Here is a 25,263-nt window from a genome sequence, read left to right on the forward strand (position 1 = left end):
GAGCGGAAGCACGCGGCCGCTGCGACCGTCAGTGCACGTACTCCAGCAGGTCGACGCCCAGCGTGCGCATGCCGTCGAGCACCGCGAGGCGGTAGCGCAGGCTCGAGTCGTCGAACTGCGTGATCACGGCGTAGGCGACGCCGGCGCGCGGGCCGCGGAGCACGCCGACCTCGGCGCGGACGCCGGTGTCCGTGCCGGTCCGGTTGACCAGCAGCACGCCGTGGTCGGGCTGGCGGTGCGAGAGCGCGTCGAGGCCGAAGGCGGAGGCGACCATCGACAGGTCGCTGTTGAGCGAGAGCCAGCCGATCACGCGCGAGCTGACCGCCGCGTCGACGATCTCGCCGTTCGCGAGGGTCGCGAGCAGCCAGGTCAGCTCGCTGGCCGAGCCGATCGAGAGCTGCGGAGCGTCGTCCGGACCGCGCTCGTCGCGGACGACGTCGAGCAGGGCGGTGCGCGAGAGGCCGAGCGCCTCGGCCCGCTCGCGGACCGCGTCGAGGCCGACTCGGCGCAGGAGCACATTGGTGGCCAGGTTGTCGCTCGTCGCGCCGACGAGGGCGGCCAGGTCGGCGATCGGCATCGACGGGATCTGCAGGTGCTGCCAGATCCCCGTGCCGGTGACCGCGTCGGCGGCGGTGCGGTCGACGAGGCGCAGGTTCTCCTGGGGGTCGGTGGCGAGCCGCGCCGCGACCTCGATCAGGAGCACGATCGTGCCGACGGACGCCGTCGGCATCGAGACGGAGTCGTCGACCGCGAAGAGGGCGCGCCCGGTGCCGAGGTCGACCGCGCGCGCCGACACCACGACTCCGTCCAGCGCCAGCCGGCCGAGCGCGTCGAAGCCGCGCTGGAAGTCGTCGTGGTCGTACTCGCCCTTGTGGCGCCCGCGGCGGGCGCGGCGGTTCGCGCGGCGGGTCTCGTGGGCGGGGATCACCACGGCGGCGGCCTCTCTCCGGGGTCGGTGGAACGGTCGATGCGGAGGGGCGGGACGGGAGTCCGTCGATCCGCCGCGGGGACGCATCGGAGGACCGAGGACCCGCGGCATCGGTCGGCTCTCGATGCCCCGGGATCCGGCCGCGGTGCGGGACGGCAGCCGGCGAGGGCTACCAGATCGCGACGCGCTCGCTCGGCGGGAGCCAGAGGGCGTCGCCCTCGGTGACGTCAAAAGTAGCGTAGAACTCGTCGAGGTTCCGGACGATCTGGTTGCAGCGGAACTCCGACGGCGAGTGCGGATCGATCGCGAGCAGGCGGATCGTCTCCTCGTCGCGCGCCTTCTGCTGCCAGGCCTGTGCCCAGGAGAGGAAGAAGCGCTGGGCGCCCGTCAGGCCGTCGATCACGGGCGGCTCCTCGCCGTCCAGCGAGAGCAGGTACGCCTTCCACGCGATGCCGAGCCCGCCGAGGTCGCCGATGTTCTCGCCGATGGTGAGCGCGCCGTTGACGTGGTGACCGGGCGTGGTGGCCGGGGCGAGCGCGTCGTACTGCGCGATCAGCGCCTTCGTCCGCTCCTCGAACGCGGCCCGGTCGTCCTCGGTCCACCAGTCGGTGAGGCGGCCGTCGCCGTCGAAGCGCGAGCCCTGGTCGTCGAATCCGTGCCCGATCTCGTGCCCGATCACCGCGCCGATCGCGCCGTAGTTGGCGGCGGAGTCGCGGGACTCGTCGAAGAAGGGGAACTGCAGGATCGCGGCGGGGAAGACGATCTCGTTGAAGCCGGGGTTGTAGTACGCGTTGATGGTCTGCGGCGTCATGAACCACTCGTCGCGGTCCAGCGGCTTCCCGATCTTGCCGAGCTCGCGGTCGAACTCGAAGGCGGCGACGCGGCGGGCGTTGCCGACCAGGTCGGCGGGGTCGATCGTCAGGGCGGAGTAGTCGCGCCAGCGGACCGGGTAGCCGATCTTCGGCGTGAACTTCGCGAGCTTCTCCAGCGCGCGCTCACGGGTGTCGGCGCCCATCCACTCGAGGTCGACGATCGAGCGGCGGTAGGCCTCGATCAGGTTCGCGACGAGGACGTCCATCGCGGCCTTGGCGGTCTCGGGGAAGTGCCGCTCGACGTAGATCCGGCCGACGGCCTCGCCGAGCGAGCCCTCGACGAGCGAGACGGCGCGCTTCCAGCGCTCGCGCTTCTGCGGCGTGCCCGTGAGGGTGCGGCCGTAGAAGTCGAAGTTGGCGTCGACGAAGTCGCTGGAGAGGTAGGCCGCGGCGCCGCGGATCACCTGCCAGGACAGCCAGTCGCGCCAGGCGGGGAGGCGGTCGTCGGTCAGCAGGCCGGCGAGGCCCTCGAGGAAGCTCGGCTGGCGCACGACGACCTCGGCGAGCGCACCCTCCGGAGCGCCCATCGCGGTCAGCCAGACGTCGAGGTCGATGCCGGCGGCGAGCTCGGTGACCTCGGCCCAGGAGCGGAGGTTGTAGGTGGCCTGGCTGTCGCGGCTGCGCACCTTGTCCCAGTGCACGGCGGCGAGGTCGGTCTCGAGCGCGACGATGCGCTCCGCGCGCGCCTCGGGGGCGTCGATGCCGGCGAACCCGAGCATCCGCGCGACGAAGGGGAGGTAGGCCTCGCGGACGGAGGCGAACTCCTCCTCGCGGTAGTAGCTCTCGTCGGGAAGGCCGAGACCGCCCTGGTTCACGAAGACGAGGTAGCGCTCGGGGTCGCCCGGGTCGTTGTCGACGAAGAGGCCGAAGAGGCCGGGGACACCGGAGCGCTCGAACTCGCCCACCGCGCGCAGGAGCCCGGGGATCGAGTCGACGCGCTGCACGGCGGCCAGGTCGTCGGCGATCGGCTGGGCGCCGAGCTCCTCGGCGCGCGCCTCGTCGAGGAACGAGGTGTAGAGGTCGCCGAACATGCGCGCCTCGGTGCCGCTCGGGGCCGACTGCGCCTCGACGATGATGTCGCGGACCGCCTTCTCCGCCTCCTCCTGGAGCACGTGGAAGGAGCCGTAGCGCGCCTTGTCGCTCGGGATCTCGGTGCGGTCGATCCACAGGCCGTTCACGTGGCGGTAGAGGTCGTCCTGCGGACGCGTCGCCGGGTCGAGTTCGGAGAGGTCGATACCGGAGCGAGGCGTCGTCGAGGTCATGGCGGTAAGCCTACGTCGGGGGTCGGACACGGCGGCCCCGGGGCGCGGGTCCGGCTCGCGGAACCGTTCCCGGCACTCGAGAACCGGCCGATCCGACGAGCCGGAGCCGATTCTGCGTGCCGGAGGTGCACCGGTCGGAACTCCGGCACGCGAGAACACGTCCGGCACGCTGGAACCGGCCAGTCCCACGAGCCGGAGCGGAGTCCGCGAGCCGGAGGTCAGCCACCGGCAGCAGGCCGCGGCTCAGCGGGCGAGCTGCTCCTCGACGTAGGTGCGGATCGGGGTGGTCGGGCGGCCGATCAGGTGGGCGAGCGAGCCGTCGGTCTCGCCGAGGAGGCCGTCGGCGATGTTCGCGTCGAGGCCGACGACGAAGCCGACGCCGCCCTCGGGGACACCGGCCTCGGTGAGGATGCGGGCGTGCTCGGCGGAGTCGACGTGCGTGATCGCGGCGTCGCGGCCGGCGACCTCGCCGACGAGGGTCGCGAGCTCGTCGAAGCTCCAGGCGGTGTCGCCGGAGAGCTCGTGCACCGACCCGACGAGGGAGGCGTCGAGCAGGGCGACGGCGGCGGCCTCGGCGTAGTCGGAGCGGGCGGCACTGGAGACGCGGCCGTCGCCGGCGCTGGAGAGGGTGGTGCCGGTCGAGGCGAGCTCGGCGACCGTCTGCGTGTAGTTCTCGTTGTACCAGCCGTTGCGGAGGATCACGGCGGGGAGGCCCGCGGCGGCGATCGCCTCCTCCGTCGCCTTGTGCTCGGGGGCCAGGATCAGCGGGCTGGTCGTCGCCTTCGGGGCGCTCGTGTAGACCAGGCGCGCGCCGGCGCGGGCGGCGGCCTCGATCGCGGCGGTGTGCTGCGCGACGCGCTTGCCCACCTCCGAGCCGGAGACGAGCAGCACGGCCTCGGCGCCGGAGAAGGCGGCGTCGAGCGAGGCCGGGTCCTCGAAGTCGGCGACGGCGGTGCGGACGCCGAGATCGGCGGCGAGCGCCTCGAGCTTGGCGGCGTCGCGGCCGGTGGCGACGATGTCGGAGGCGGCGGTGCCGCGGGCGAGCAGGTGCTCGACGGCGAGACGGCCGAGGTGGCCGGTGGCTCCGGTGACGACGAGGGTCATGGGGTGGTCCTTCCGTTCGGGAGACGGCGGGTGGGGCGCCGTCGGTGAGGGGAACCGGGCGCCGCCGCGAGAACTTCCCGGAATGCAGTACCCACTATTTCGTTAGTACTCCTATGACCATCACCGAGAGCCCCCTCCTCACGGGAGACGTCTACTCCGCCGACTGCCCGAGCCGCGAGGTCTTCGGGCACGTCACGAGCAAGTGGGGAGTACTCGTCCTCGCTGCCCTGGCCGAGCGCAGCCTGCGCTGGGGCGAGCTGCGGCGCCGGATCGGCGGCATCAGCGAGAAGATGCTGGCGCAGACCCTCCGGACCCTCGAGGAGGACGGCTTCGTGCACCGCGAGGCGCACGCCGTGATCCCGCCGCGGGTCGACTACGCGCTGACGCCGCTCGGAGCCGAGCTGGCCGAGCGGCTGCTGCCCGTCGTCGAGTGGATCGCGGGCAACGTCGGCGCGGTGCTGGCGGCCCGAGACGCCCGCCGGAGCGACGAAGGGTAGCCTCACCTTCTTGTGAGAACGTTCATGTTCCGTTCAGGGAGAGGCCTCCGCTGAGCGGCGTGCGCGTCCCTTCGCCCTGGTCGACTCGGACGCACTGCTGCCGATCGAAGGACACCGCATGACCGACACCGCCCGCCGCCCGCTCCTCCTCCCCATGGCGGGGCACGTGCGCGGCAAGCGCAGCCCTGTCACCTGCGCCCTGAAGTGCGCCAACGCGTGCTCGACCGCCACCTGCAACACCTCGCACAACAGCTCGTTCCGCGACATCGTCGCGCGGCAGATCTCGCGCCGCAGCGCCCTCGGCCTCGGCCTCGCCGGCGCGGTCACTGTCGCCGTCGCCTCGGCCGGCGGCGCCCCCACCGCGGAGGCCGCCGTCGCCGGCGCCGCGGTCGGCGGCTCCCCGCTCGCCTTCACCCCGATCGCCCCGGTCCCCTACACGGTCGACGAGTTCACCGTCCCCGAGGGCTTCGCCTGGCAGCCGATCATCCGCTGGGGCGACCCGCTCTTCGCCGACAGCCCCGCCTTCGACATCGAGAACCAGACGGAGGCCGCCCAGGCCGCCCAGTTCGGCTACAACAACGACTACACCGACATCGTCGAGATCCCCGGCTCGAAGCGCCTGCGCGCGCTGCTGGTCGTGAACCACGAGTACACGAACGAGTCGATCATGTTCTCGGCCGCTCAGCTCGAGGCGGAGCCCGAGCGCGTGCGCGCCGTCGGCCGCGCCGCCCACGGCCTCAGCGTCGTCGAGCTGGTGCGCACCGCCGTCGACCGCCCCTGGGCCTACGTCCGCGGTGGCGAGCACAACCGCCGCTACCTGATCGACACCCCCTACGAGGTCACCGGCGCCGCGGCCGGCTCGGCGCTGCTGAAGACCGTCGCCGACCCGACGGGGCGCTCCGTCCTCGGCACGCTCGGCAACTGCTCCGGCGGCACCACGCCGTGGGGCACGATCCTCTCGGGCGAGGAGAACTTCAACGGCTACTTCCGCGCGACCGCGACCAGCGACGCCGAGAAGCGCTACGGACTCGCCGACGCCGAGACCGCGCGCCTCTGGGAACTCGACGACCCCCGCTTCGACGCCCGCACGCCCGGCTACGAGAACGAGCCCAACCGCTTCGGCTGGATCGTCGAGTTCGACCCCTTCGAGCCGGAGTCCACCCCGAAGAAGCACACCGCGCTCGGCCGCCTGAAGCACGAGGGCGCGAACGTCATCGTCGCCCCCGACGGCCGCGTGGTCGCCTACCAGGGCGACGACGAGCGCTTCGACTACCTCTACAAGTTCGTCTCGAAGAAGCGCTACATCGAGGGCGACCGCGCGCACAACAAGACGCTGCTCGAGGAGGGCGACCTCTTCGTCGCGAGCTTCACCGGCGACTCCCCCGTCGCCGAGATCACCGGCACCGGCGCGGTCCCCTCCGACGGCGGCTTCGACGGCATCGGCGCCTGGCTGCCCCTGGTCGTCGACGGCGCGTCGATGATCGCCGGCATGAGCGTCGAGGAGGTGCTCGTGCACACCCGCATGGCCGCCGACATCGCCGGCGCGACCAAGATGGACCGCTGCGAGGACGTCCAGCCGAGCCTGGTCAGCGGCCGGATCTACGTCGCCTGCACCAACAACTCCAACCGCGGCACCGAGGGCAAGGAGGGGCCGACGGAGGTCAACCCGCGCACCGAGAACCGCGACGGCCACATCGTCGAGATCATCGAGGACGGCGGCGACCAGACCGGCCGCACCTTCACCTGGAACCTGCTGATGCTGTGCGGCGACGTCGCGCAGGGCGACACGGTGTACTTCTCCGGCTTCCCGGTCGACCAGGTCTCGCCGATCTCCTGCCCGGACAACCTCGCCTTCGACTCGGTCGGGAACCTCTGGATCTCGACCGACGGCGCCCCCAGCGGCATCGGCTACAACGACGGCCTCTTCAAGGTGGCGCTCGAGGGCGCCGAGCGCGGCCGGGTGGAGCAGTTCCTCTCGGTCCCGCGCGACGCCGAGACCTGCGGGCCGATCGTGCACGACCAGGACCAGCACGTGTTCGTGGCCGTCCAGCACCCGGGCGAGGAGGGCACCTTCGAGGCGCCCACCTCGTACTTCCCGGACTTCGCGGCCGTCGGAGCCCTCGCGGCCGGCGCCGTGGCGGCGCCGCGCCCGACGATCGTGCAGATCCTGCCGGCCTCGCAGCTCGTCGCCCCGACGCCCACGCCGACCGCCGGGCCCACCACGGCGCCGACGGCGACTCCGACGGCCGCGCCCACCTCGGGACCGACCTCCGCGCCGACGGCGGCACCCACCGCCGGGCCGACCGCGACGCCGACGGCCGGACCGACCGCCGGGCCCACCGTGCCGACGGCCGCGCCGACCGGCACGCCCGTTCCGCTGCCCGTCGGCGGCGGCACGACCGGCGGACTCGCCTCGACCGGCGTCGAGAGCGTCGGCCTCGTCGCCGGAGCGGCGGCGCTGCTCACCGCGGGGGCTGCCGCGCTGGGTCTGGGTGCGCGCCGCCGCGCGGCCGGCACGGAGGCCGAGCCCGAGGCCTGATCCGGCGCCGACGGTGCGCGTCCGATCTGCAGGCGATCGAGGTCTCCGCAGCGCCCTTCCCGGGACGGAAGGCGTTCTCCGCGGGCCGATCGCCTGCAGAACGGACCGCCACCTGCAGAACGGGCCGGTCCCGAGACGGATCAGCGGGTGCGCTAGGTTGGGCGCGATGTCGACCCTCCGGAGCCGCGAGTCCGCGGTCATCGTCGCCGTGCAGCGCTCGCCGCTGGCACCGCCCCTGCGCCCGATCGCCCGATGGCTGAGCTTCTTCGGCGAGCACGCCGCGGGCTGGCTGCTGCTGGGCGTGGTCGGTGCGTTCGCCGATCCGTCGCGCTTCTGGGCGTGGGCGCTCTGCGACGTCGCGATCGTCGTCGCGCACGGGCTGTCGATCGTGATCAAGCGCGTCGTCCGGCGGCCGCGGCCCCTCGGCGAGGGTGTCGAGGTGCGGGGCACGGCGCCGAGCAAGTTGAGCTTCCCGAGCTCGCACGCGTCCTCGACCACCGCGGCGGCGATCGTGTTCGCCGTGATGCTGCCCGCGCTCTGGCCGCTCGCCGTCCTCGTGGTGCTGGTGATGCTGCTGTCCCGGATCGTGCTCGGGATGCACTTCCCGACCGACGTGCTCGCGGGCGCCGCGCTCGGCACGCTCGCGGCGTCGGCGGCGCTGCCGTTCCTGCCGCTGCTCTCGGCCTAGCTTCCGGGCGCGGGGGCGTCTGCCATCCGTTGTCCGATCTGCAGGCGATCCGCGCGTCCGTCTTCCGCGCCTCGCGGTGGAAGGCGCCTTCCGCATCGGATCGCCTGCGGATCAGACGAGAGCCTTCCGGCAGGAAGGCGGAGCGGCCGCGGCCGACGAGGCGGTGGTGAGAGGAGGCGGTGAGTAGCCGGTCAGAGGAGGCGGCGGGCCGAGGCCCAGGCGGTGAGCTCGTAGCGGGAGGAGAGCTGCAGCTTCCGCAGGACCGCCGACACGTGGGACTCGACGGTCTTCACCGAGATGAAGAGCTCGGCGGCGGCCTCCTTGTAGGCGTAGCCGCGAGCGATCAGCCGCATCACCTCGCGCTCGCGGGCCGAGAGGCGGTCGAGCTCGTCCACGGACTCCGCCTGCTCGCCCGAGAGGGCGCCGAACGCGTCGAGGACGAAGCCGGCCAGGCGCGGGGAGAAGACGGCGTCGCCGCCGTCCACCGCGAGGACCGCCCGGCTGACCTCGGCGCCGGAGCTCGTCTTGGTGATGTAGCCGCGAGCGCCGGCGCGGATGACGCCGACCACGTCCTCCGCCGCGTCCGAGACGCTGAGCGCGAGGAAGCGGACCGCCTCGAGGTGCGCGGCGCTGCGGCGCAGGACCTCGGCGCCGCCGCCGCCCGCCCCGCCGGGCAGGTGCACGTCGAGCAGCACCACGTCCGGACGCTCGGCCGCGACCAGCGCGACGGCGGAGTCGACGTCGGCCGCCTCGCCGACGACGTCGAGCTCGGGGGCGAGATCGGCGCGCAGACCGGAGCGGAAGATGGAGTGGTCGTCGACCAGCACGACGCGGGTCACCGCTCGGCCCCCGCCGGCAGGCGCAGGTGGACCTCGGTGCCCGCGCCGCCCGCTCCGGGCCGGACGGTCGCGCTGCCGCCCGCGCGCGCCATCCGCCCGACGATCGACTCCCGGATGCCGAGGCGGTCGCCCGGGAGGGCGCCGAGGTCGACTCCGGGGCCGCGGTCGCGGACGAACACGTCGACCCCGGCGGCGGAGGACTCGACGTAGACCGACACGTCGCCGCCCGCGTGCCGAGCGGCGTTGAGCATCGCCTCGCGGGTCGCGGCCAGCACGGGCGCGGCGCCCGGCACCGAGGCCCCCACCGCGACCACCTCGAGCGTCGCCGGCCAGTCGAGCTCGATCGCGGCGGCGATGGCGCGGATCTCGGCCGCCAGGTCGTTCGCCACCGGCACGTCGCGCTCGAACAGCCAGTCGCGCAGCTCCCGCTCCTGCGCGCGGGCGATGCGGGCGACCTCGCTCGACGCGCCCGCGCGGTTCTGGATCAGGGCCAGGGTCTGCAGCACGGAGTCGTGCAGGTGCGCGGCGATCTCGGCGCGCTGCTCCTCGCGGACCCGCGCCGCCCGCTCGCCCATCAGCTCGGTCCACAGCGTGACGACCCGGGGGGCGGCGAGCACGCCCGCGGCGACGAGCAGGACGCCGACCGCCAGCACCGCGTTGACCGCGCTGGGGCGCGCCGTGAGCACGACGGCCCCGGCGACGACGAGGACGGCGCAGGAGGCGAGGCGGACGACGGTGGAGGAGCGCGCCGAGCGCGAGGTGTCGCCGCGGTCGAAGCCCAGGCTCCAGGCGACGGCGCCGCCCGAGAGCAGCGCGACGGCGGCGAGCGCCCGGGTGACGTCCGCGTCGTCGCCCCCGCGGAGCGCGACGAGGACCGAGAGCGTCGCGGCGCCGGCGACGCCGACGAGCAGCGCGGCGACCGGGACGGAGCGGCGCACGCCGGCCGCCTCCCCGCCGGCGTCGCGCAGGGGCACGAGCGCCCAGAGCCACAGGTAGAGCAGTGCGCCGCCGCCGCCCAGCAGGGTCGCGACGATCGCGAGGAAGCGGACCGTCCCGACGCGCAGGCCCAGGTGCTCGGCGAGCGCCGCGCACACGCCGCCGAGGACGACCCTCCGCTGACGGCGCAGCGGCGGCCGGGCCGACGGCGCTCGGCCCGGTGGCGGCCCGCTCAGCGGCGGACTCCCGGCGGTGCTCGGGAGGGTGGGTGTGCTCACCCCTGCATCCAAACAGGTCGTCGGGGTCGACGGGGTGGGAGTCGGGGTCGGATCAGGGGTTCCCCCGATGGTCGGCGGCTGTGGAGGAGCGTCACACTCGAGCCATGACAGCAGCGAGCACGATCCCGCCGGCGCAGGAGGACACGGCGGGCGACCCGCCGACTCCCGGCCCCTCCGCACCCGGCGAGCCCGGCCCGGGCTACTCCGGCTCGGACCCCTCCGACCCCGGCCCGGGCGCCGCGGGCCCCGGCCCCTCCGGCCCCGACGCCCCCTCCGAGAACCGCTTCCTCCTCTGGCTGCGCTCGCTCGACCTGGCCCGCCGGCCCGGCTGGGTCGGCGGCGTCTGCGCCGGCATCGCCGACCGCCTCGGCATCGACCCGTTGATCGTGCGCGGGGTCTTCGTCGTCGTCGCCGTGCTGGGCGGCCCGGCCTTCCTCTTCTACGCGGCAGCCTGGCTGCTGCTGCCCGACGAGGACGGCGTGCTGCCGGTCGAGGAGCTGCTCGGCGGCCGCCTGACCCGCGTGCACGCCGCCATCGGGGCCCTCGTCCTCGCCTCGATGCTCCCCGTCGCGCAGGGCTTCTGGTCGCTCGGCGGCGCGTACACCGGCGCGGCGCCCTGGGCGCCCGCCACCGGCCGCGCCCTCTGGACCGTCGTCGTCCTCGTGCTCATCGTGCTCTTCGTGGTTTGGATCGCCCGCCGCTCCGGTCGAGCCGACCGGACGCCCCCGCCGTACGGCACCCCCGCAGGACCCGGCGCCTCGACCGCCGGCTACCCCGCTCCCAGCGGAGAGCCCGCGAGCGGCGCTCGCCTCCTGCCCCCGCAGCGCCCCACCGAGGCGCGCCCGAGCACCCCGGAGGACCTCGCGCTGTGGCGCGAGCGCCAGGAGGAGTGGAAGGCCGAGCGGGAGGCGTTCCGCGCCCAGGAGAGCGCGACCGCCCGCGAGACGGCCCGCGCCCGAGCGGAGGAGTCTCGCCAGCGAGCGGGCGCCATCACCGCGGCTCGGCTCGAGCGGCGGCGACAGCACCGCGAGGCGAACCCGCGGCTGCGGCGGAGCGTCACCCTGCTCGTGCTCGGCCTGGCGGCCGTCGCCGGTGCGATCGCGTCGCTCACCGTCTCCGGCTCGACCGCGACCGTGGTCGGCTTCAGCGTCGCGACCCTGGTGCTCGGGCTCGCGATCGTGGCGGCCGGGCTGCTCCGCCGGCGCGCGATCCTCCTGATCGCTGTCTCGGTGATCACGGTGCTGACGGCCTCGACGGCGTCGCTCGTCCCGCCCGAGCGCCGGCTGCTGCCGATGCTCAGCTCGTACGGCCTCTCGAACGCGGTTCCCGGCAGCTACGCGATGGTGGCGGGCGACCTGCAGATCACGATCGACCCGTCGCTGGGTGACCCGGGCGAGGTGATCGACGTCTGGCAGGGCGCCGGGAACATCACCGTCATGCCGATGGAGGGGGCGGCGGTCCGCCTCGAGGCGACCACGGCGAACGGCTACTACTGGCTGACGACCGCCTTCGCCGACGGCGACGTGGGGTCCGACCCGGTGGACGTCGAGTACAGCCGCGACGGAGCCACCTGGACGCAGACCTTCGGCGACCCGGACGCCGAGCCGGTCGTCGTCCGGATCGCGCAGGGCCGCGGCGGGGTCACCGTCTACGACCGGACCGCCGAGGACTCGACCAGCGGCGCCGCACTCGACCCGGACGGCCCTGCGACCGCGGAACCGACCGACCTCCCGGCCCCGGCGGACACCGACGCCCCGACGGATCCCGGCACCACGACGGACCCCGGCACCCCGACAGACCCCGGCAGCACGACCGGAACCGACAGCACGACCCCGACGGAGGCAGGACGATGACCGCGCAGAGCACCACCGCCACGCAGACCAGCACCGCCCCCGAGACCGCGCAGCGGCCCAGGATCCGCGCCGGCGCGGTCGTCTGGGGACTCGTCCAGGCCGTCGTGGCGGTCCTCCTGCTCCTCGTCGCCGCCGACGCCGGGCTGCGGACCGCCGTCGTCGACTGGGCGCTCTCGCTCGGCCCGGCCGGAGCCGCCGCGATCGCGATCGCCGCGCTGGGCACGATCGCCCTCCTGATCGGCCTCGTCCGGGTCCTCGATCGGCGCTGACGAGCGGCAGGACCGCGCCCACCACCCGGAAGCGCGCAACATCAGCCAGGAGTGCCCCTCATCGCCCGTCAGCGATGAGACGGCCTCCTGGCTGATGTCCGTGCACGCCCCGCGCCCGGAGCGACCGGCGCACCCACCCGCAACCCCCTAGGCCGAGGCCGGACACGAGCGCAGACTCGCAGTCCGGCCTCGACCGCGCGCGCGAGCCTCCGCCCGCGCACGGACAGGCGCCTCCCCCTCCCCGAATCGAGACCGCCGATGCCGCACGCCGCCCGCAGGACATGCCGATGGAGCTGAGCATCGCCGCCGTCATCGGCGTCGCCGTCCTCGTGGCCGTCGCCGCGTTCGCCCGCCGGCTCGGCGTCGCCGCGCCCATCGCGCTGGTGCTCGCCGGCGTCGGCCTCTCCTTCCTCCCCGGTGTCCCCGAGGTGGTCGTGCCGCACGAGTGGGTGCTCGACGGCGTGCTGCCGCCCCTGCTCTACGCCGCGGCGATCAGCGTGCCGTTCGTGGACTTCCGCCGGAACATCGCCACCATCAGCGGCCTCTCGGTGGTGCTCGTGCTGATCTCGGCCGCCGGGATCGGAGCGCTGCTCTTCGTCCTGCTGCCCGAGCTGGGCCTGCCGCTCGCCATCGCGGTCGGCGCGATCATCAGCCCGCCCGACGCGGTCGCGGCCACGAGCGTCGGCCGGCGCCTCGGCCTGCCGCCGCGACTGCTCACCCTGCTCGAGGGCGAGGGCCTGATCAACGACGCGACGGCGCTCGTCCTCCTGCGCTCGGCCCTGGCCGCCGCGGCCGGCACGCTCGCGACCCCGTGGGCGGCGATCGGCGACTTCCTCTACGCCGTGGTGGTGGCCGTGATCGTCGGCCTGGTCGCGAGCATCGTCACGGTGTTCGTCCGCTCCCGTCTCGAGGACCCGGTGCTCAACACCGTCGTCTCCTTCGTCGTGCCGTTCGTCGCGTTCATCCCGGCCGAGACCCTGGGCGCCTCGGGCGTGCTCGCCGTCGTCGTCGCGGGCCTGCACACCGGGCACGCCTCCTCCCGCGCCTTCACCGCGCAGTCGCGCGTGAACGACCGCATCAACTGGCGCACCGTGCAGTTCCTCCTCGAGAACGGCGTCTTCCTGCTGATCGGACTCGAGATCCGCAGCCTGATCGAGGACGCCGACAGCGCCGCCCTCACCATCCCGGCGGCGGTCGGCATCGGCCTCGTCGCCACGGCCGGGCTCATCGTCGTCCGCTTCGCCTGGGTCGGCCCGGTGCTGCTCGGCGAGCGCTGGCAGACCCGCCGGGCCGAGCGGCGGGCGCGCGAGCAGAAGGAGCTGCTGGAGTCGACGGGCGGGGTGCGGCTGCCGCGCGCGGAGCGCAGCAAGGCCCGGCGGCGGTACCAGCTGCGCCGCTCGGACTACCGCCACTTCAGCACCAACGACCTGGGCTGGCGCGGCGGCCTGGTGCTGGGCTGGTCGGGCATGCGCGGAGTGGTCACCCTCGCCGCCGCGCAGTCCTTGCCGGAGGACATCCCCTACCGTCCGCAGCTGGTGCTGATCGCCTTCACCGTGGCGGTGTCGACGCTGCTGATCCAGGGCAGCACCCTGCCGCTGCTCATCCGCGCCACCGGGATCCGCGGGGTCGACGTGCCGGAGGACCAGCGCGAGCTCGCGGGCCTGCTCGACGAGATCACCGAGAAGGGGCTCTCCGTCCTCGAGAAGCCGGGCGAGGTGGTCGAGGGCGTCGACGACGTCGACCCGGACGTGCTCGAGCGGGTGCGCCAGACCTCGTTCCTGCGCTCGGAGGCGGCGTGGGAGCGGGCGCGCGGCTCCCGGCGCGACGTGGCCGACACTCCGCACCGGCTCTACCGGGCGCTGCGGCTCGCCGTCGTCTCGGCCGAGCGCGAGGCCCTGCTCGACGCGCGGTCCCGCCGCGCGTACCCGCAGCGGATCCTGGGCCAGGCGCAGGCGCTGCTCGACCTCGAGGAGACCCGGCTGCGACTGCGGCGCGGGTCGACGTCGTAGCGGCGGACCCGGACGAGGGCCCGGGGCCGGGGATCGGACTCAGCCCGTGGTCGTCCGGGTCATGATCGCGACGACGAACAGCCCCGCCCAAAGCGCACCGCAGACCAGCAGCCGGAGGTTGCCGAGCACGATGTCCTCCGGCGCCGAGGCCCGCCCGCGCTCGATGTCGAGGGCGTAGAGGAAGAGCGCCGCGCCGAACGGCACGACCGACGCCATCGACCAGAGCGAGTTCTCGCCGTTGATGAACAGTGCCCACAGCGCGTAGGAGATCATCGTCAGCGATGCGGCGACCGACCAGATGAAGCGCAGGTAGCCCGGCGTGTAGACCTTGAGGGTCGAGCGGGTGTGGCTCTCCTCCTTGCCCTCGCTCTGCAGCTTCTCGGAGTAGCGCTTGCCCGCGACCATGAACAGCGAGCCCGAGGACACCGCGAGCAGGAACCACTGCGTCAGCGGGATGTCCGCGATGGCCGCGCCCGAGATCGCGCGGAGGACGAATCCGCCCGCCACGATCAGGATGTCGATGACCGGCTCGTGCTTGAGCCAGAGGCAGTACGAGATCTGCATCACCAGGTAGGCCGCGAGCGTCGCCGCGAACCACGTGAAGCCGAGGAGGAAGGTCACCAGCACCGGCACGATCATCAGCACGAACGCGGCCGGCCAGGCGACCTTCAGCGGCAGCGCCCCGGACGCGATCGCGCGGAAGCGCTTCTTCGGGTGCACGCGGTCGGACTCGACGTCGAGCAGGTCGTTGAGGAGGTAGCCGCCGGACGAGGCCAGGCTGAACGCGATCACGCCGACGACGGTCGCGACGAGGATCTCGGGCTCGAGGATGCGCGCGGCGGCGACCGGAGCGGCCAGCACCAGGACGTTCTTCAGCCACTGGCGCGGGCGCATGGCGGCGACGAGTGCGCGGGCGGTGTTCACGACGTCTCCCTCTCGGGGAACAGGGCCTGGAACGGCCGGATCGGGCGGGATCGGGGTGACGCGGGCCCAACCTACAATCGGGGGTGAACGCGCTCCATCCGCCCGGATCCGCAGCGCTCACGACCGGAGCACCACGGAGGGAAGCGCATGCGGACGACCGCGCTGTACGTCGTCTTCGCGATCCTTGCAACGGCGGTGAATCTGAGCACGCAGATGCTCGTCGAGCTCGCCGTCGACGCGGAGTGGGCCACCGTCGCCGCGGTGCTCGCGGGCACCCTGACGGGGGTGATCGCCAAGTACGTGCTCGACAAGCGCTTCATCTTCAAGCACGAGACGATGAATGCGGCGCACGGGCTGAAGACGTTCCTCCTCTACGGCGTGATGAGCGGCGTGACGACCCTGATCTTCTGGGGCTTCGAGTTCGGCTTCGACGCCCTCTTCGGCACGGACCTCGCCCGCTACACCGGGGCCGTCATCGGCCTGGCCATCGGCTACGTCGCCAAGTACCACCTCGACAAGAACGTCACGTTCTCCGGCCCGCGAGAGGAGCCCGCATGACCAGCCCCGTCTCCTCCTGGGGCCTGCTCTCGCGCGACGAGCACCGGGTCACCCGGATCACGAGCGTCGAGCAGGCGCAGGCCGCGCTGGCCGCGGGCGACAGCGGGATCGCCTACGGCCTCGGCCGCAGCTACGGCGACGTCGCGCTCAACGGCGGCGGCAGGATCTGGGACTTCAGCGGCTTCGACCGCCTCCTGGCCTTCGACGAGGAGACCGGCGTGCTCCGGGCCGAGCCGGGCGTGCTGCTGCGCGACGTGCAGGCCGTCTTCTCCCCGCGCGGCTGGATGCTGCCGGTCACCCCCGGCACCAAGAACGTGACCCTCGCCGGCGCGATCGCGAACGACGTGCACGGCAAGAACCACGCCTCCGCCGGCACGATCGGCCGGCACGTGCGCTCCTTCACGCTGCTGCGCAGCGACGGGTCGTCCTCGCGCTGCACGCCGACCGAGAACGTCGAGCTGTTCGAGGCGACGATCGGCGGCCTCGGGCTCACCGGGCTGATCGTCGAGGTGGAGCTCGGGCTCGCGCGCGTCCCCGGGCCGTGGCTCGTCAGTGAGGACGTGCCGTTCCAGACCCTCGAGGGGTACCTCGACCTCGTGCACGAGTCGATGGACGTCTTCGAGCACACGGTCGCCTGGATCGACGTGACCACGGGCGGCGGGCGCCGCGGCGTCTACTCCCGCGCCGACAGCACGGCCGCCCCGGAGCTGCCCGAGACGCGGCCGGGCTCGCTGAAGGTGCCCTTCGCCTTCCCGCTGTCGGTCGTCAACCGCGCGACGCTGCCGCTGCTCAACCGCGCCTACTACCGCCTGAAGGCGACCCGCGCCCGCCGCTCGGTGCAGCACTACGAGCAGTTCAACTACCCGCTCGACGCGATCGAGGGCTGGAACACGATGTACGGCCCGCGCGGCTTCTACCAGTACCAGAGCACCGTGCCGTGGGAGGGGGCGCTCGAGACGACCCGCGAGATGCTCGCGCTGATCGCGGCCTCGGGCACCGGCTCCTTCCTCGGCGTGCTGAAGACCTTCGGGGCGCTGGAGTCGCCGGGCCTGCTGAGCTTCCCGGCGCCCGGGGTCTGCTTCGCGCTCGACTTCCCCAACACGCCCGTCGCGCTGCCGCTGTTCGAGCGCCTCGACGCGCTGGTGCTCGCCGCGGGCGGCCGGCTCTACCCGGCGAAGGACGCGCGCATGACGCGCGAGATGTTCGAGGCCGGCTTCCCGCGCCTCGCCGAATTCGCCCTCCAGCGCGACCCGGGGATCTCCTCCGGCTTCTCGCGCCGAGTCCTCGGGAGCTGACGTGAGCACTGGTACCCCCTCCAAGATCGTCGTGGTCGGAGCGACCTCCGCCATCGCCGAGCACACGCTGCGGCTGTGGCTGGGCACGGGCGCGCGCTCGGCGCTGCTGGTCGGCCGCGACGCCGGCCGGCTGGAGGCGCTGGCGACGGATCTGCGCGTGCGCTTCCCCGCCGCCGCGCTCTCGGTCGCCGCGGTCGACCTGACCGATCCCGCCGCGATCTCCTCGGTCGTCGCGACCTCGCTCGAGGGCGGCGCCCCCGACTCCGTGCTGATCGCCCACGGCACGATGACGACCCAGGACGAGGCGTCCGCCGACCTCGCCGTCGCCCGCGACGTCCTCGTCGTCACCGGGGTCTCGGTGGCCCTCTGGATGGAGGCGTACGCGAACGCGCTGACCTCCGGGAGCATCGGCGTGATCGGCTCCGTCGCCGGCGACCGCGGCCGCAAGACCAACTACGTCTACGGCTCCGCCAAGGGCCTGGTCGAGCGCTTCGCCCAGGGCCTGCAGCACCGCCTGGCCGGCTCGCGCCTGTCCGTCGTGCTGATCAAGCCCGGCCCGACCGACACCCCGATGACGGCCTCGCTGAAGCAGAGCGGAGCGTCGCTGGCGCCGGTCGAGTCGGTCGCGAAGGACGTCGCCGCCGCGATGGCCTCCGGGCGCGCGGTCGCCTACGCCCCGGCCAAGTGGCGCGTCATCATGACGGTCATCCGCCTGATGCCGTCTCCGATCTTCAACCGCCTGAACATCTGACGCCGGGTCTCGATACGCCCCTCCGGGGCTGCTCGACCAGCATGCAGCGCGGGGCATACCGGCCCGCGCTGTCTATGCAGTCCCTGGCACGCCTCCCCCATGCTGATCAGGCAGTCCCTGGCAGGCCTTCTTCATGCTGATCGAGTAGCTCGCGGAGCGGGCGTATCGAGATCCACCGTCGTCAGAAGTCCGGTCCACCGCGGCAACGCACGGAACGCGCCGATCTCCGCGTCACGGCCCGCGAAGTCGTGTTCCTCGTTCACCGTCGGGGCACACTGGTCTGATGACGATCGCTTGGTTCTCAAGGTGCACGACGGGGTGGTCCTCGCCTCCGACAGTGCCACGACGCTGACGCAGACCCGCTCGGACGGCTCGATCGATGTCGTCAACATCTACAACAACGCCGACAAGCTCTTCAATCTGCAGAAGGCACTCCCGATCGGCGCGATCACCTGGGGGCTGGGGAACATCGGCCCGGCTTCCATGTCGACCCTCGCGAAAGACCTCCGGCACCGCTTCACCTCGAGTGACGACGACCGCTGGAGCGTGCTGCCCGGGTCGTACACGATGCAGGAGGTCTCGCGTCTCGTCGAGGAGTTCCTCTTCGACGAGCGCTACGAGCCCCTTCACCGCGGAGTCGCCGCACACGAGCTGCCGTCGCTCGGATTCCTCACCGCGGGCTACTCCGCCGGTGCGGACCATCCGCAGATCTTCCACCTCTCGATCGAAGGCGGTCGGGCGACCAGCACTGAGGTGCTCACCGGAGAAGCGGGCGCGATGTGGTGGGGGCAGCCCGAGGCCATTGCGCGCCTGTTGAACGGCGTGAGCCTCGATACCGGCCCCGCGTTGATCAATCTCGGCCTCGAGCCTTCGCAGGCTCCGACGGTCGCCGCGCAGTTGCGCGATCAGCTCGCGACGCGCATCGTCTCCCCTGCGATGCCGATCCAGGACGCCGTCGAACTGGCACAATTCCTCGTGTACACGACGATCCAGTTCGTGCGGTTCACCCCGGGGAATCCGACCGTCGGCGGTCCGATCGACATCGCGACCATCACCAAGCACGAGGGCTTCAAGTGGGTGGCCCGCAAGCACTATTACGACCACGACCTCAATCCACCGCAGGAGACGACATGAGCAGTCAGAGCTTCCCGGACAGCAACGTCTACCGTTCGCAGAGTCAAGGCGCTGCAGTCGGCGCCGCACGAGCCACGTCGGGGTCGTACGATCCGCGTCCGAGCCAGGGTACGAAGACGCCGCCGCAGAGGATCGTCCTCCATCCGGGCGGTACCTCCGCTCGATAGCCCTCCGCGGCTGCTCGACCGGCACATGCTGATCGGGTAGCCCGCAGGGCGGCCGCATCGATATTCGTGTCTCCCCGTGGAATCACCTCCGGAAGGGGGATCTGCAAGGGGGTCCGCCGCAGACGGCCGCGTTCTACGCTCGGCGCATGCCCCTCCGCAGTGCTGCGAGTGCCCCCGCCGTCCTTCCGCAGATCGCCGCGCCCAGCGCTCGACAGCGGGCCGCGGCCGAGGTGCTCGGGCACGTCGTGGTCGCCCTGGCGGTCGGGTCGGCGCTGCTGCTGCTGGCGTCGGCGAGCGTCGCGGGGCTGCCGTTCCTGCCCGGTGGGGGCCGCGTGCCTCCGTTCGAGGCGTGGTCGCTGATGCGGACCTCGGCGACGGTGCAGATCGGCGCCGCGGTGCTCGCCGCCGGCCTCGCCGCGCTCGCGCGGGCGGGCGGCTGCCGCGTCCGCGCCGACCGCTGGTGCCTCGTCGCCGCCCTCAGCGCCGCCGCCGGCGCCGTGCTGCTGGCAGCCCCGCCGCTCTGACGCCGCCGAGGCGTCCTCGAACGGTCGAGACGTCCAGGTGGAACGGGACGCCTCGACCGTAACGGGACGCCTCGGCGAGCGCCCCTACGCCGGCGCCCCGATCGTGGAGTCCTCGTAGTCCTCCGTGAGGCCGTGGGGCGTCTTCTCCCACTTGTGCGGGCTGAAGACGATCTGCCAGGCCGCGCGCCAGGCCGAGATGGAGTGCAGCACCCAGTAGACGGGGTTCAGGATCGCGAACGCCGCGACCCGCCAGTTGTAGCGCTTCCACGCCGCGATCCCCGAGACGACGATCATCAGCGTGTTCGAGAAGAGCATGTTCGTCGTCCCCGCGACGATCAGCCACTCCGGCAGATCCAGCCCCAGGAACTGCACGCCGATGTAGGTGATCACGGTGAAGCCGAGCACCAGCGGGTAGAGCAGGAAGGCGACCGGCGTCCCCATGATCAGAGCCACGAGGCTCAGCGAGCCCAGCACCCCGTTCACCTTGAACCAGCGGATCGGGTGCCGCGTGTTCACTCCCGCGGTCATCATGTAGCCCTTGATCCACCGGGTGCGCTGCTTGATCCACGCGGGGACCTCGGCGCACGCCTCCTCCCAGGTGTTGGAGTCGACGACGCCCACCCGGTAGCCGTGCGCGGCCACGCGCAGGCCGAGGTCGGCGTCCTCCGTGACGTTGTACGGGTCCCAGGCGCCGAGCTCGCGCAGCACGCGGGTCTCGAAGTGGTTCGAGGTGCCGCCGAGCGGGATCGGCAGGTGCGACTGGTCGAGGCCGGGCAGCATCGCGCCGAACCAGTGCGCGTACTCGACGGCGAACATCCGGGTGAGCACGTTGTAGTCGGCGTTGAAGTAGCTCAGCGCGCCCTGCAGGCAGACCAGCTGCTTCTGCTCCGGATCCACGTGCTCGCGCTCGAAGGCGTCCTCGCGGAACAGCCGCACGCACTTGCGCAGCTGGTCGGGGTCGGGCCGGTCCTCCGCGTCGTAGATCACCACGAACTCGCCGCGGGCGAAGCTGAGCCCGTAGTTGCAGGCGCGCGGCTTGGTCTGCGGGCCGCCCGGGGGCACGATCACCATCCGCACGTACTCCGGCGGGCTCATCCGGCGCACCGCCGCGATCGTCTCGTCGTCGTCGGCCTCGAGCAGCACGAGCACCTCGAGCTTGGCCTTGGGGTAGTCGAGGGCGCCGAGGTTCACCAGCAGCTTGCTGATGATGTTGGCCTCCTTGTAGGCGGGGACGAGGATCGTGTAGATCGGCAGCTCCTCGTCGGTCATCCGCGGCGGCGAGACGTCGAGGCCGCGGCGGCCGCGCTCGATCGCCACCTCCTCCTCCCAGGCCTTCACCGAGCTCTGGTTGAGCGGGGCGCGCAGGCCGGCCAGCGCCTTGAAGGCGATGTTCATCAGGAAGAGCAGGTTCGCCGAGGCGAGCACGATCACGAAGGTGAGGCTCGGCGCCAGCACCGCGCCGACGATCACGATCGCGGCGACCACGAGCGGAGTGATCACCTGCCAGCGGCGCAGCCCCGACTTGGCCGACTCGTCGCCGCTCTGCACCGCGAGCGAGTCGGCCGCGCCGAAGAGCAGGGCGGCGCGGCAGGCGTTCTCCACGGCCTGGAAGACGTCCCAGTCGGTCGTGGTCCGCACGGCGACGACCTCGACCTCGAGCATCGCGCGGGCCTCGGCGAGCATCTCCTCGGTCGGCGGGACGGAGGTGGCGATGACGCCGGTCCCGTCGGACAGCACGCGCCAGGGCAGCCAACCCGCGCCGACCAGGGTCGAGGCGCCGATGCGGGCCAGCAGCGCGGCTCCCGGCGGCTCCTCGACCAGGTCGATCATCGGCGCGTCCCACTGCTCCGCCAGCGCCGCGTACATCTCGCGGCGGGTGACGGCGCCGTCGATGATGAGGTGCCGGCCGAGCAGGCCACCCTCGCGCGCCTGCCGGCGCAGGGCCTCGTCGAGCTGCTCGCTCGTGATCAGGCCGCGGGCGAGCAGGATCTCGCCCACCCGGGCGGTGGCGGTCGCCATGGTCAGCCTCCGAGCCGCTCGTAGATGACGTAGATCCCCTGCGCGAACACCGGGCGGTAGCGGGTGTCGAAGGAGGAGTCGCGCGTGATCGCGTCGTAGACGAGGTCGGCGACGCCGGTCTCGCTGAGCTCGGGCGCGTCCGCGGTGGTCACGAAGACCCACTTCGCGTGCGTGTACGGGGCGGCGAGCGCCTCGTCGAACAGCTCGCCGGCCGAGCGGTTGTAGTACTCGGCCAGCGGCACGCCGATCTCGGGCAGCAGCGCGTTGCCGGCCGCGCTCTCGTCGATCAGGATGCCGCCGCCGTCGTAGTGCTCGCTCAGGAATCGGGCAGCGGCGGTCGCGCCCGACGCCTCCTTGATCGAGACGTAGCCGGTCGCCTCCGCGATGACGGCGTTGCGGTCCAGGTCCTGCGCCCACCAGGCGGTCTGCGCGCCGAGCAGCACGAGCACGAGACCGAGGGCGCCCGCGCCGATCCGCGGCAGCCGCCGCAGCGCGTCGACCAGCACGGCGCCCAGCACCGCGAGGAACGGCAGCACCGACAGCGCGTAGCGGTTGTTCCACCAGTTGGTCGGCAGGGTCTGGTCGTTGTTCATGTGCGTCTGGCCGAGGTAGAGGCTCAGCAGCGAGAAGGCGTAGGAGACGATCATCAGCCAGATCACGAGCGCGTCGTCCGAGATCCCGCGCCGCCAGGCCAGCACGAGCGCACCGGCGAGGCCGAGCGCGACCGTGAGCAGGCCCGAGGTCTCGAGGACCGCCCAGTTGTACGACCAGAGCGTCAGCCCCGCGTTGCCCTGGTACGCGAGCAGCCCCGCGTCGGCGACCGCCTTCTGCAGGTTCGCGGCCGAGTACTGGCCGTTCATGAACTCGAGCGGGTTGCTGTAGACGGCGAAGTTGTAGACCAGCCACCAGACGATGGCGATCAGCGGCAGGATCCCGAAGGCGCTCGCCATCTTGATCGCGTAGACGAACGACCGCTTCCTCCGCCAGGCGACGATCAGCACCACGAACGTGCCGCCGAAGACCAGCACCCAGCCCTCGTAGCGCGAGAGCGTCGCGGCCGCGGCGGGCAGGCCGGAGAAGACCATCATCTCGCCGGCGCTGAGGTTGCGCCGGCTGGTGACCCAGTGCGCGAGCCCGGAGAAGCAGCCGACCATCGTGACGATCAGCACCGGCTCCGTCATCGCGGTCGAGAAGGCGTAGAGCACGCCGGGGTTCGCCAGCACCAGCAGCACCGCGGTGAGCCGGCCGGCGCGCAGGTGGCCCACCCGCGCCGAGATCCGGTAGACGCCGCAGGCCGTGCCGGCCAGGCAGATCATCCCGAGCAGCCCCGCCGCCCAGCCCGTGTGCCACAGCCAGAGCGACTGGACGAACGGGATCAGGATCAGGCTCGGCACCGGCAGCCACACCGTGCCGAGCTGGGTGAAGCCGGGCGCCTTCGAGTCGAAGATGCGCCGCGAGATGGAGAGGTGGCTCTGGGTGTCGGCGTAGGCGAGGTTGATCCCGGAGGAGGTGGTCACCAGGCAGGCCGCGAAGCCCACCAGCAGCGAGACCACCAGGATCACGACCGTGCCGGGCACCTGCCGCCCGGTGACGGGCCGGCCGAGGCGGGCCCACGCCTCCCGCCACCAGGGCCGGCGGGCGGGCGCGCCGGCCACCGGCGGCGGGGCGGCGATCGTGCTGGTCATGCGCTCGGTCAGTCGGTCGAGGAGGGGCGCGCGGCGGGCTGGTCGCCCTCCGCGATCGGCGCGGATCCCGGCGCGGCGGCGGGATCGGCTGACTCGCCGGCCGCCCGCTCCTGCGCGTCGACGTAGGCGGCGACCTTCCGCGACCGGCGGCGGCGCGCCAGCCAGCCGAGCAGGATGAGCGCCCCGATCACCACGATCGCGATCACGAACCAGATCGCGTAGGAGGAGTAGTCGTCCTTCACCTCGTCCTGCGGGGTGATCTCGTTGCTGTCGATCGCGACCGGGTCGCTCTCCGTCGATCCGGAGACGGCGAGGTTGCCGGACAGCGAGGTCCAGCCCTCCTCGGCGGCCCATCCGGCGATCGAGGACTGCAGCCCGGAGGACGCGGTCGCGTCGCCGTCCGCGCTCCAGCCGCCCAGCAGCACGATCTCGCGGCCGTCCGTCGTGAAGGCCTCGAGCGCCGCGTACGGCGCCTCGGTGCCGACGCCGTAGCTGAGGCGCGAGGCGTCGATCGCCGTGAAGGCGGCGAGGCGCAGCGGCGTCTTCAGCGCCTCGGCCTCGTCGGTGCCGGCGCCCACGACGACCCCGGAGCGGTCCGAGTCGACGAACTCGTCGACTCCGACGACCGAGACGGCGAGGGGGTCGGAGTCGACCCGCTGCAGCGCGGTGACGAGGTCGCCGGCGCTGCGCAGGGCGTCGGCGCCGGTCGCGGACCCGCCGAACGCGACGGCGAGCTCGCCGCCGAACGCCTGCGGGAAGCGGCCGAAGCCCGGGGCCGCGGACTCGCCGCGGACACCGGTCACGGTCGAGCCGGCGCCGTCGACGAAGAACTCGATCGGCACGGAGTCGGCCGAGCCGATGCAGGCGCCGTCGCTCTCGCGCACGGCCGAGAGCGTCACCGAGAGCCCGTTCGACGCGCTGAGCTGGCCGGTCGGCACCGGCAGCGTCATCGCGACGTCGGTGTCGGCGCCGAGCACGGTCGAGCCGATCAGGAAGTCGTTCCAGTAGACGTTGGCGGTCGCGGTGATGCCCTCGGGGACGGCGGAGTGCGTGCCCACGAGGTTCAGCTCGACGCTCGAGACGGGTCCGCCGAACGCGGACTGCGTGATCGTCGTGTAGCTCGTCGACGCCCCGGTGCTGCCGAGGGCGATGCGCTCGGTGCCGAAGTCGGCCAGCGAGTGCTCGAGCGAGCTCGACGGGACGACCTTCTGCGCGAGGCCGGTGGTGGTCGCGCTCGAGGCCAGGCCGGCGTACTCGCTGCCGAGGGCCGCTCCGGCCGCGGCCAGGTCGGCCTCCGCGCCGGTGAGGGTCAGCTCGGGCACGCCGCCGGCGTCGCCGATCGCGCTGACGACGTCGCCGTCCCCCGCGGTGAAGCGGACGATGCGGCCCTGCGCGGCGTCGAGGACCGGGCGGCCCTCGGTGGCGCTCTCCTCCGACACGGTGATCGCGGTGCCGGAGGAGTAGCGCGAGGCGAGCGAGGCGGCGGCCGAGAGCCCCGCGGCGCGCAGGGCGTCGTCGGCGCCGTCGGGCACGACGATCGAGACGCCGGTGACCGCGTCCGAGAAGAAGTCGCCGACCGTGGTCGGCGCGGTCGGCGTGCCGTCGACGACGACGCCCAGGTCCGAGACGGTCAGCAGATCCGTCCCGACCTCGCAGAGCGCGCCGGCCGAGCCGTCGGACCCGCCGAGGCGGACGCCGATCGCGAGCACGCCGTCGACGACGTCGGAGGCCTGGACCGGGGCGTCGATCGCCGTCGCGGTGGCGGCGTCGAGCGTCTGCACGACGCGGCCCGACACGACGACCGAGAGCTGCCCGGTCAGCGGCTCCAGCGGGGTGAGCGACGCGATCACGCGGGTCGGCACGACGCCGTCGGCGACCGGGACGGTGACGAACTGCAGCTCGGACCCGGCCGCGACCGAGAGCACGGCCTCGCTCGCGAGGCCCTGGACGGTGCCGCCGGTGGCCGGATCGACGAGGTCGGCCGCGGCCGCGGGAGACGCGGCGCCGAAGGCGAGGCCGAGGCAGAGGACCGGGACGAGCACCGGGACGAGGGCGCGTCGAGGCAGGAGCGAGGAAGCCATGGGGCGGTGTTCCGATCGGCATACGGGAGCCCGGGAGGTCCGGCGCTCGAG

General features: G+C 73.0%; 20 protein-coding genes and 1 pseudogene. 12 read left to right on the plus strand and 9 right to left on the minus strand.

The annotated features are described in order from the left end of the window. Positions 1-28 precede the first annotated feature (28 nt). The 3 genes from GTU73_RS00385 to GTU73_RS00395 all read right to left on the minus strand — a co-directional run bounded on the left by GTU73_RS00385 (position 29) and on the right by GTU73_RS00395 (position 4,166). The gene (locus GTU73_RS00385) at positions 29-931 is read right to left on the minus strand and encodes a serine hydrolase (protein ID WP_244231708.1); all 903 of its coding nucleotides are present in this window, start codon (positions 929-931) and stop codon (positions 29-31) included. A 166-nt stretch (positions 932-1,097) separates the two neighbouring features. After that, positions 1,098-3,062, minus strand: a complete 1,965-nt coding sequence (locus GTU73_RS00390) for a M13-type metalloendopeptidase (RefSeq protein WP_160085994.1) — start codon at positions 3,060-3,062, stop codon at positions 1,098-1,100. A 243-nt stretch (positions 3,063-3,305) separates the two neighbouring features. After that, positions 3,306-4,166: an NAD(P)H-binding protein gene (locus tag GTU73_RS00395; RefSeq protein WP_160085996.1), complete on the minus strand. Its 861-nt coding sequence runs from the start codon at positions 4,164-4,166 to the stop codon at positions 3,306-3,308. Between the two features lie 113 nt (positions 4,167-4,279). On the opposite strand from GTU73_RS00395, the gene GTU73_RS00400 reads away from it, so the two are divergent. The 4 genes and pseudogenes from GTU73_RS00400 (at position 4,280) to GTU73_RS00410 (ending at position 7,890) form a co-directional block, all read left to right on the plus strand. After that, complete coding sequence (locus GTU73_RS00400; protein ID WP_160085998.1) at positions 4,280-4,663, plus strand: helix-turn-helix domain-containing protein; 384 nt, start codon at positions 4,280-4,282, stop codon at positions 4,661-4,663. A gap of 118 nt (positions 4,664-4,781) precedes the next feature. Next, positions 4,782-6,830, plus strand: a pseudogene (locus GTU73_RS00405) (PhoX family phosphatase); the annotation flags it as partial. Then, positions 6,822-7,202 (plus strand): PT domain-containing protein, encoded by a 381-nt coding sequence (locus GTU73_RS19150; RefSeq protein WP_244231882.1) that lies wholly within the window; start codon positions 6,822-6,824, stop codon positions 7,200-7,202. The pseudogene GTU73_RS00405 and the gene GTU73_RS19150, both read left to right, overlap by 9 nt. Before the next feature lie 166 nt (positions 7,203-7,368). After that, positions 7,369-7,890, plus strand: a complete 522-nt coding sequence (locus tag GTU73_RS00410; RefSeq protein ID WP_160086002.1) for a phosphatase PAP2 family protein — start codon at positions 7,369-7,371, stop codon at positions 7,888-7,890. Positions 7,891-8,081: 191 nt separating this feature from the next. Here GTU73_RS00410 and GTU73_RS00415 read toward each other — a convergent pair whose 3' ends face one another. Together GTU73_RS00415 and GTU73_RS00420 are read right to left on the minus strand one after the other, a co-directional pair. Further along, positions 8,082-8,729, minus strand: a complete 648-nt coding sequence (locus GTU73_RS00415) for a response regulator transcription factor (RefSeq protein ID WP_160086004.1) — start codon at positions 8,727-8,729, stop codon at positions 8,082-8,084. After that, entirely contained in the window at positions 8,726-9,943 is a 1,218-nt protein-coding gene (locus tag GTU73_RS00420; RefSeq protein ID WP_160086006.1) for an ATP-binding protein, read from the minus strand. The genes GTU73_RS00415 and GTU73_RS00420 overlap by 4 nt, the downstream gene beginning before the upstream one ends. Positions 9,944-10,047: 104 nt before the next feature. On the opposite strand from GTU73_RS00420, the gene GTU73_RS00425 reads away from it, so the two are divergent. The 3 genes from GTU73_RS00425 (at position 10,048) to GTU73_RS00435 (ending at position 14,074) form a co-directional block, all read left to right on the plus strand. Next, a complete protein-coding gene (locus GTU73_RS00425; protein ID WP_160086008.1) occupies positions 10,048-11,796 on the plus strand; it encodes a PspC domain-containing protein in 1,749 nt (582 codons plus the stop codon). After that, positions 11,793-12,065: a hypothetical protein gene (locus GTU73_RS00430; RefSeq protein ID WP_127887872.1), complete on the plus strand. Its 273-nt coding sequence runs from the start codon at positions 11,793-11,795 to the stop codon at positions 12,063-12,065. The genes GTU73_RS00425 and GTU73_RS00430 overlap by 4 nt, the downstream gene beginning before the upstream one ends. Positions 12,066-12,352: 287 nt before the next feature. Beyond that, complete coding sequence (locus GTU73_RS00435; RefSeq protein ID WP_160086010.1) at positions 12,353-14,074, plus strand: sodium:proton antiporter; 1,722 nt, start codon at positions 12,353-12,355, stop codon at positions 14,072-14,074. Between the two features lie 39 nt (positions 14,075-14,113). On the opposite strand, the gene GTU73_RS00440 is transcribed toward GTU73_RS00435, so the two are convergent. After that, positions 14,114-14,998: a decaprenyl-phosphate phosphoribosyltransferase gene (locus tag GTU73_RS00440; protein ID WP_160086012.1), complete on the minus strand. Its 885-nt coding sequence runs from the start codon at positions 14,996-14,998 to the stop codon at positions 14,114-14,116. Between the two features lie 147 nt (positions 14,999-15,145). Here GTU73_RS00440 and GTU73_RS00445 point away from each other — a divergent pair, with 147 nt between their 5' ends. From GTU73_RS00445 to GTU73_RS00465, 5 genes are all read left to right on the plus strand, one after another. After that, positions 15,146-15,556 carry a GtrA family protein gene (locus GTU73_RS00445; protein WP_160086014.1) on the plus strand — a complete coding sequence of 137 codons (411 nt, stop codon included), beginning with the start codon at positions 15,146-15,148 and terminating at the stop codon, positions 15,554-15,556. Beyond that, positions 15,553-16,851, plus strand: a complete 1,299-nt coding sequence (locus GTU73_RS00450) for an FAD-binding oxidoreductase (protein ID WP_160086016.1) — start codon at positions 15,553-15,555, stop codon at positions 16,849-16,851. Before GTU73_RS00445 ends, GTU73_RS00450 begins: the two co-directional genes overlap by 4 nt. 1 nt (position 16,852) lies before the next feature. Beyond that, complete coding sequence (locus tag GTU73_RS00455) at positions 16,853-17,602, plus strand: SDR family NAD(P)-dependent oxidoreductase (RefSeq protein ID WP_160086018.1); 750 nt, start codon at positions 16,853-16,855, stop codon at positions 17,600-17,602. Positions 17,603-17,896: 294 nt separating this feature from the next. Further along, positions 17,897-18,736: a hypothetical protein gene (locus tag GTU73_RS00460; RefSeq protein ID WP_160086020.1), complete on the plus strand. Its 840-nt coding sequence runs from the start codon at positions 17,897-17,899 to the stop codon at positions 18,734-18,736. Positions 18,737-19,049: 313 nt separating this feature from the next. Next, positions 19,050-19,427 carry a hypothetical protein gene (locus GTU73_RS00465; protein ID WP_159421716.1) on the plus strand — a complete coding sequence of 126 codons (378 nt, stop codon included), beginning with the start codon at positions 19,050-19,052 and terminating at the stop codon, positions 19,425-19,427. Between the two features lie 84 nt (positions 19,428-19,511). Here GTU73_RS00465 and GTU73_RS00470 read toward each other — a convergent pair whose 3' ends face one another. From GTU73_RS00470 to GTU73_RS00480, 3 genes are read right to left on the minus strand one after another with little or no spacing between them, the layout of a single operon-like run. Beyond that, positions 19,512-21,446 carry a glycosyltransferase gene (locus tag GTU73_RS00470; RefSeq protein WP_160086022.1) on the minus strand — a complete coding sequence of 645 codons (1,935 nt, stop codon included), beginning with the start codon at positions 21,444-21,446 and terminating at the stop codon, positions 19,512-19,514. 2 nt (positions 21,447-21,448) lie between these two features. Further along, a complete protein-coding gene (locus tag GTU73_RS00475) occupies positions 21,449-23,131 on the minus strand; it encodes a hypothetical protein (protein WP_160086024.1) in 1,683 nt (560 codons plus the stop codon). Positions 23,132-23,139: 8 nt separating this feature from the next. Next, the gene (locus GTU73_RS00480; protein WP_160086026.1) at positions 23,140-25,212 is read right to left on the minus strand and encodes a hypothetical protein; all 2,073 of its coding nucleotides are present in this window, start codon (positions 25,210-25,212) and stop codon (positions 23,140-23,142) included. Positions 25,213-25,263 lie beyond the last annotated feature (51 nt).

Source organism: Rathayibacter sp. VKM Ac-2804, assembly GCF_009866655.1.
In the GTDB taxonomy this organism is placed as follows: Bacteria; Actinomycetota; Actinomycetes; order Actinomycetales; family Microbacteriaceae; genus Rathayibacter.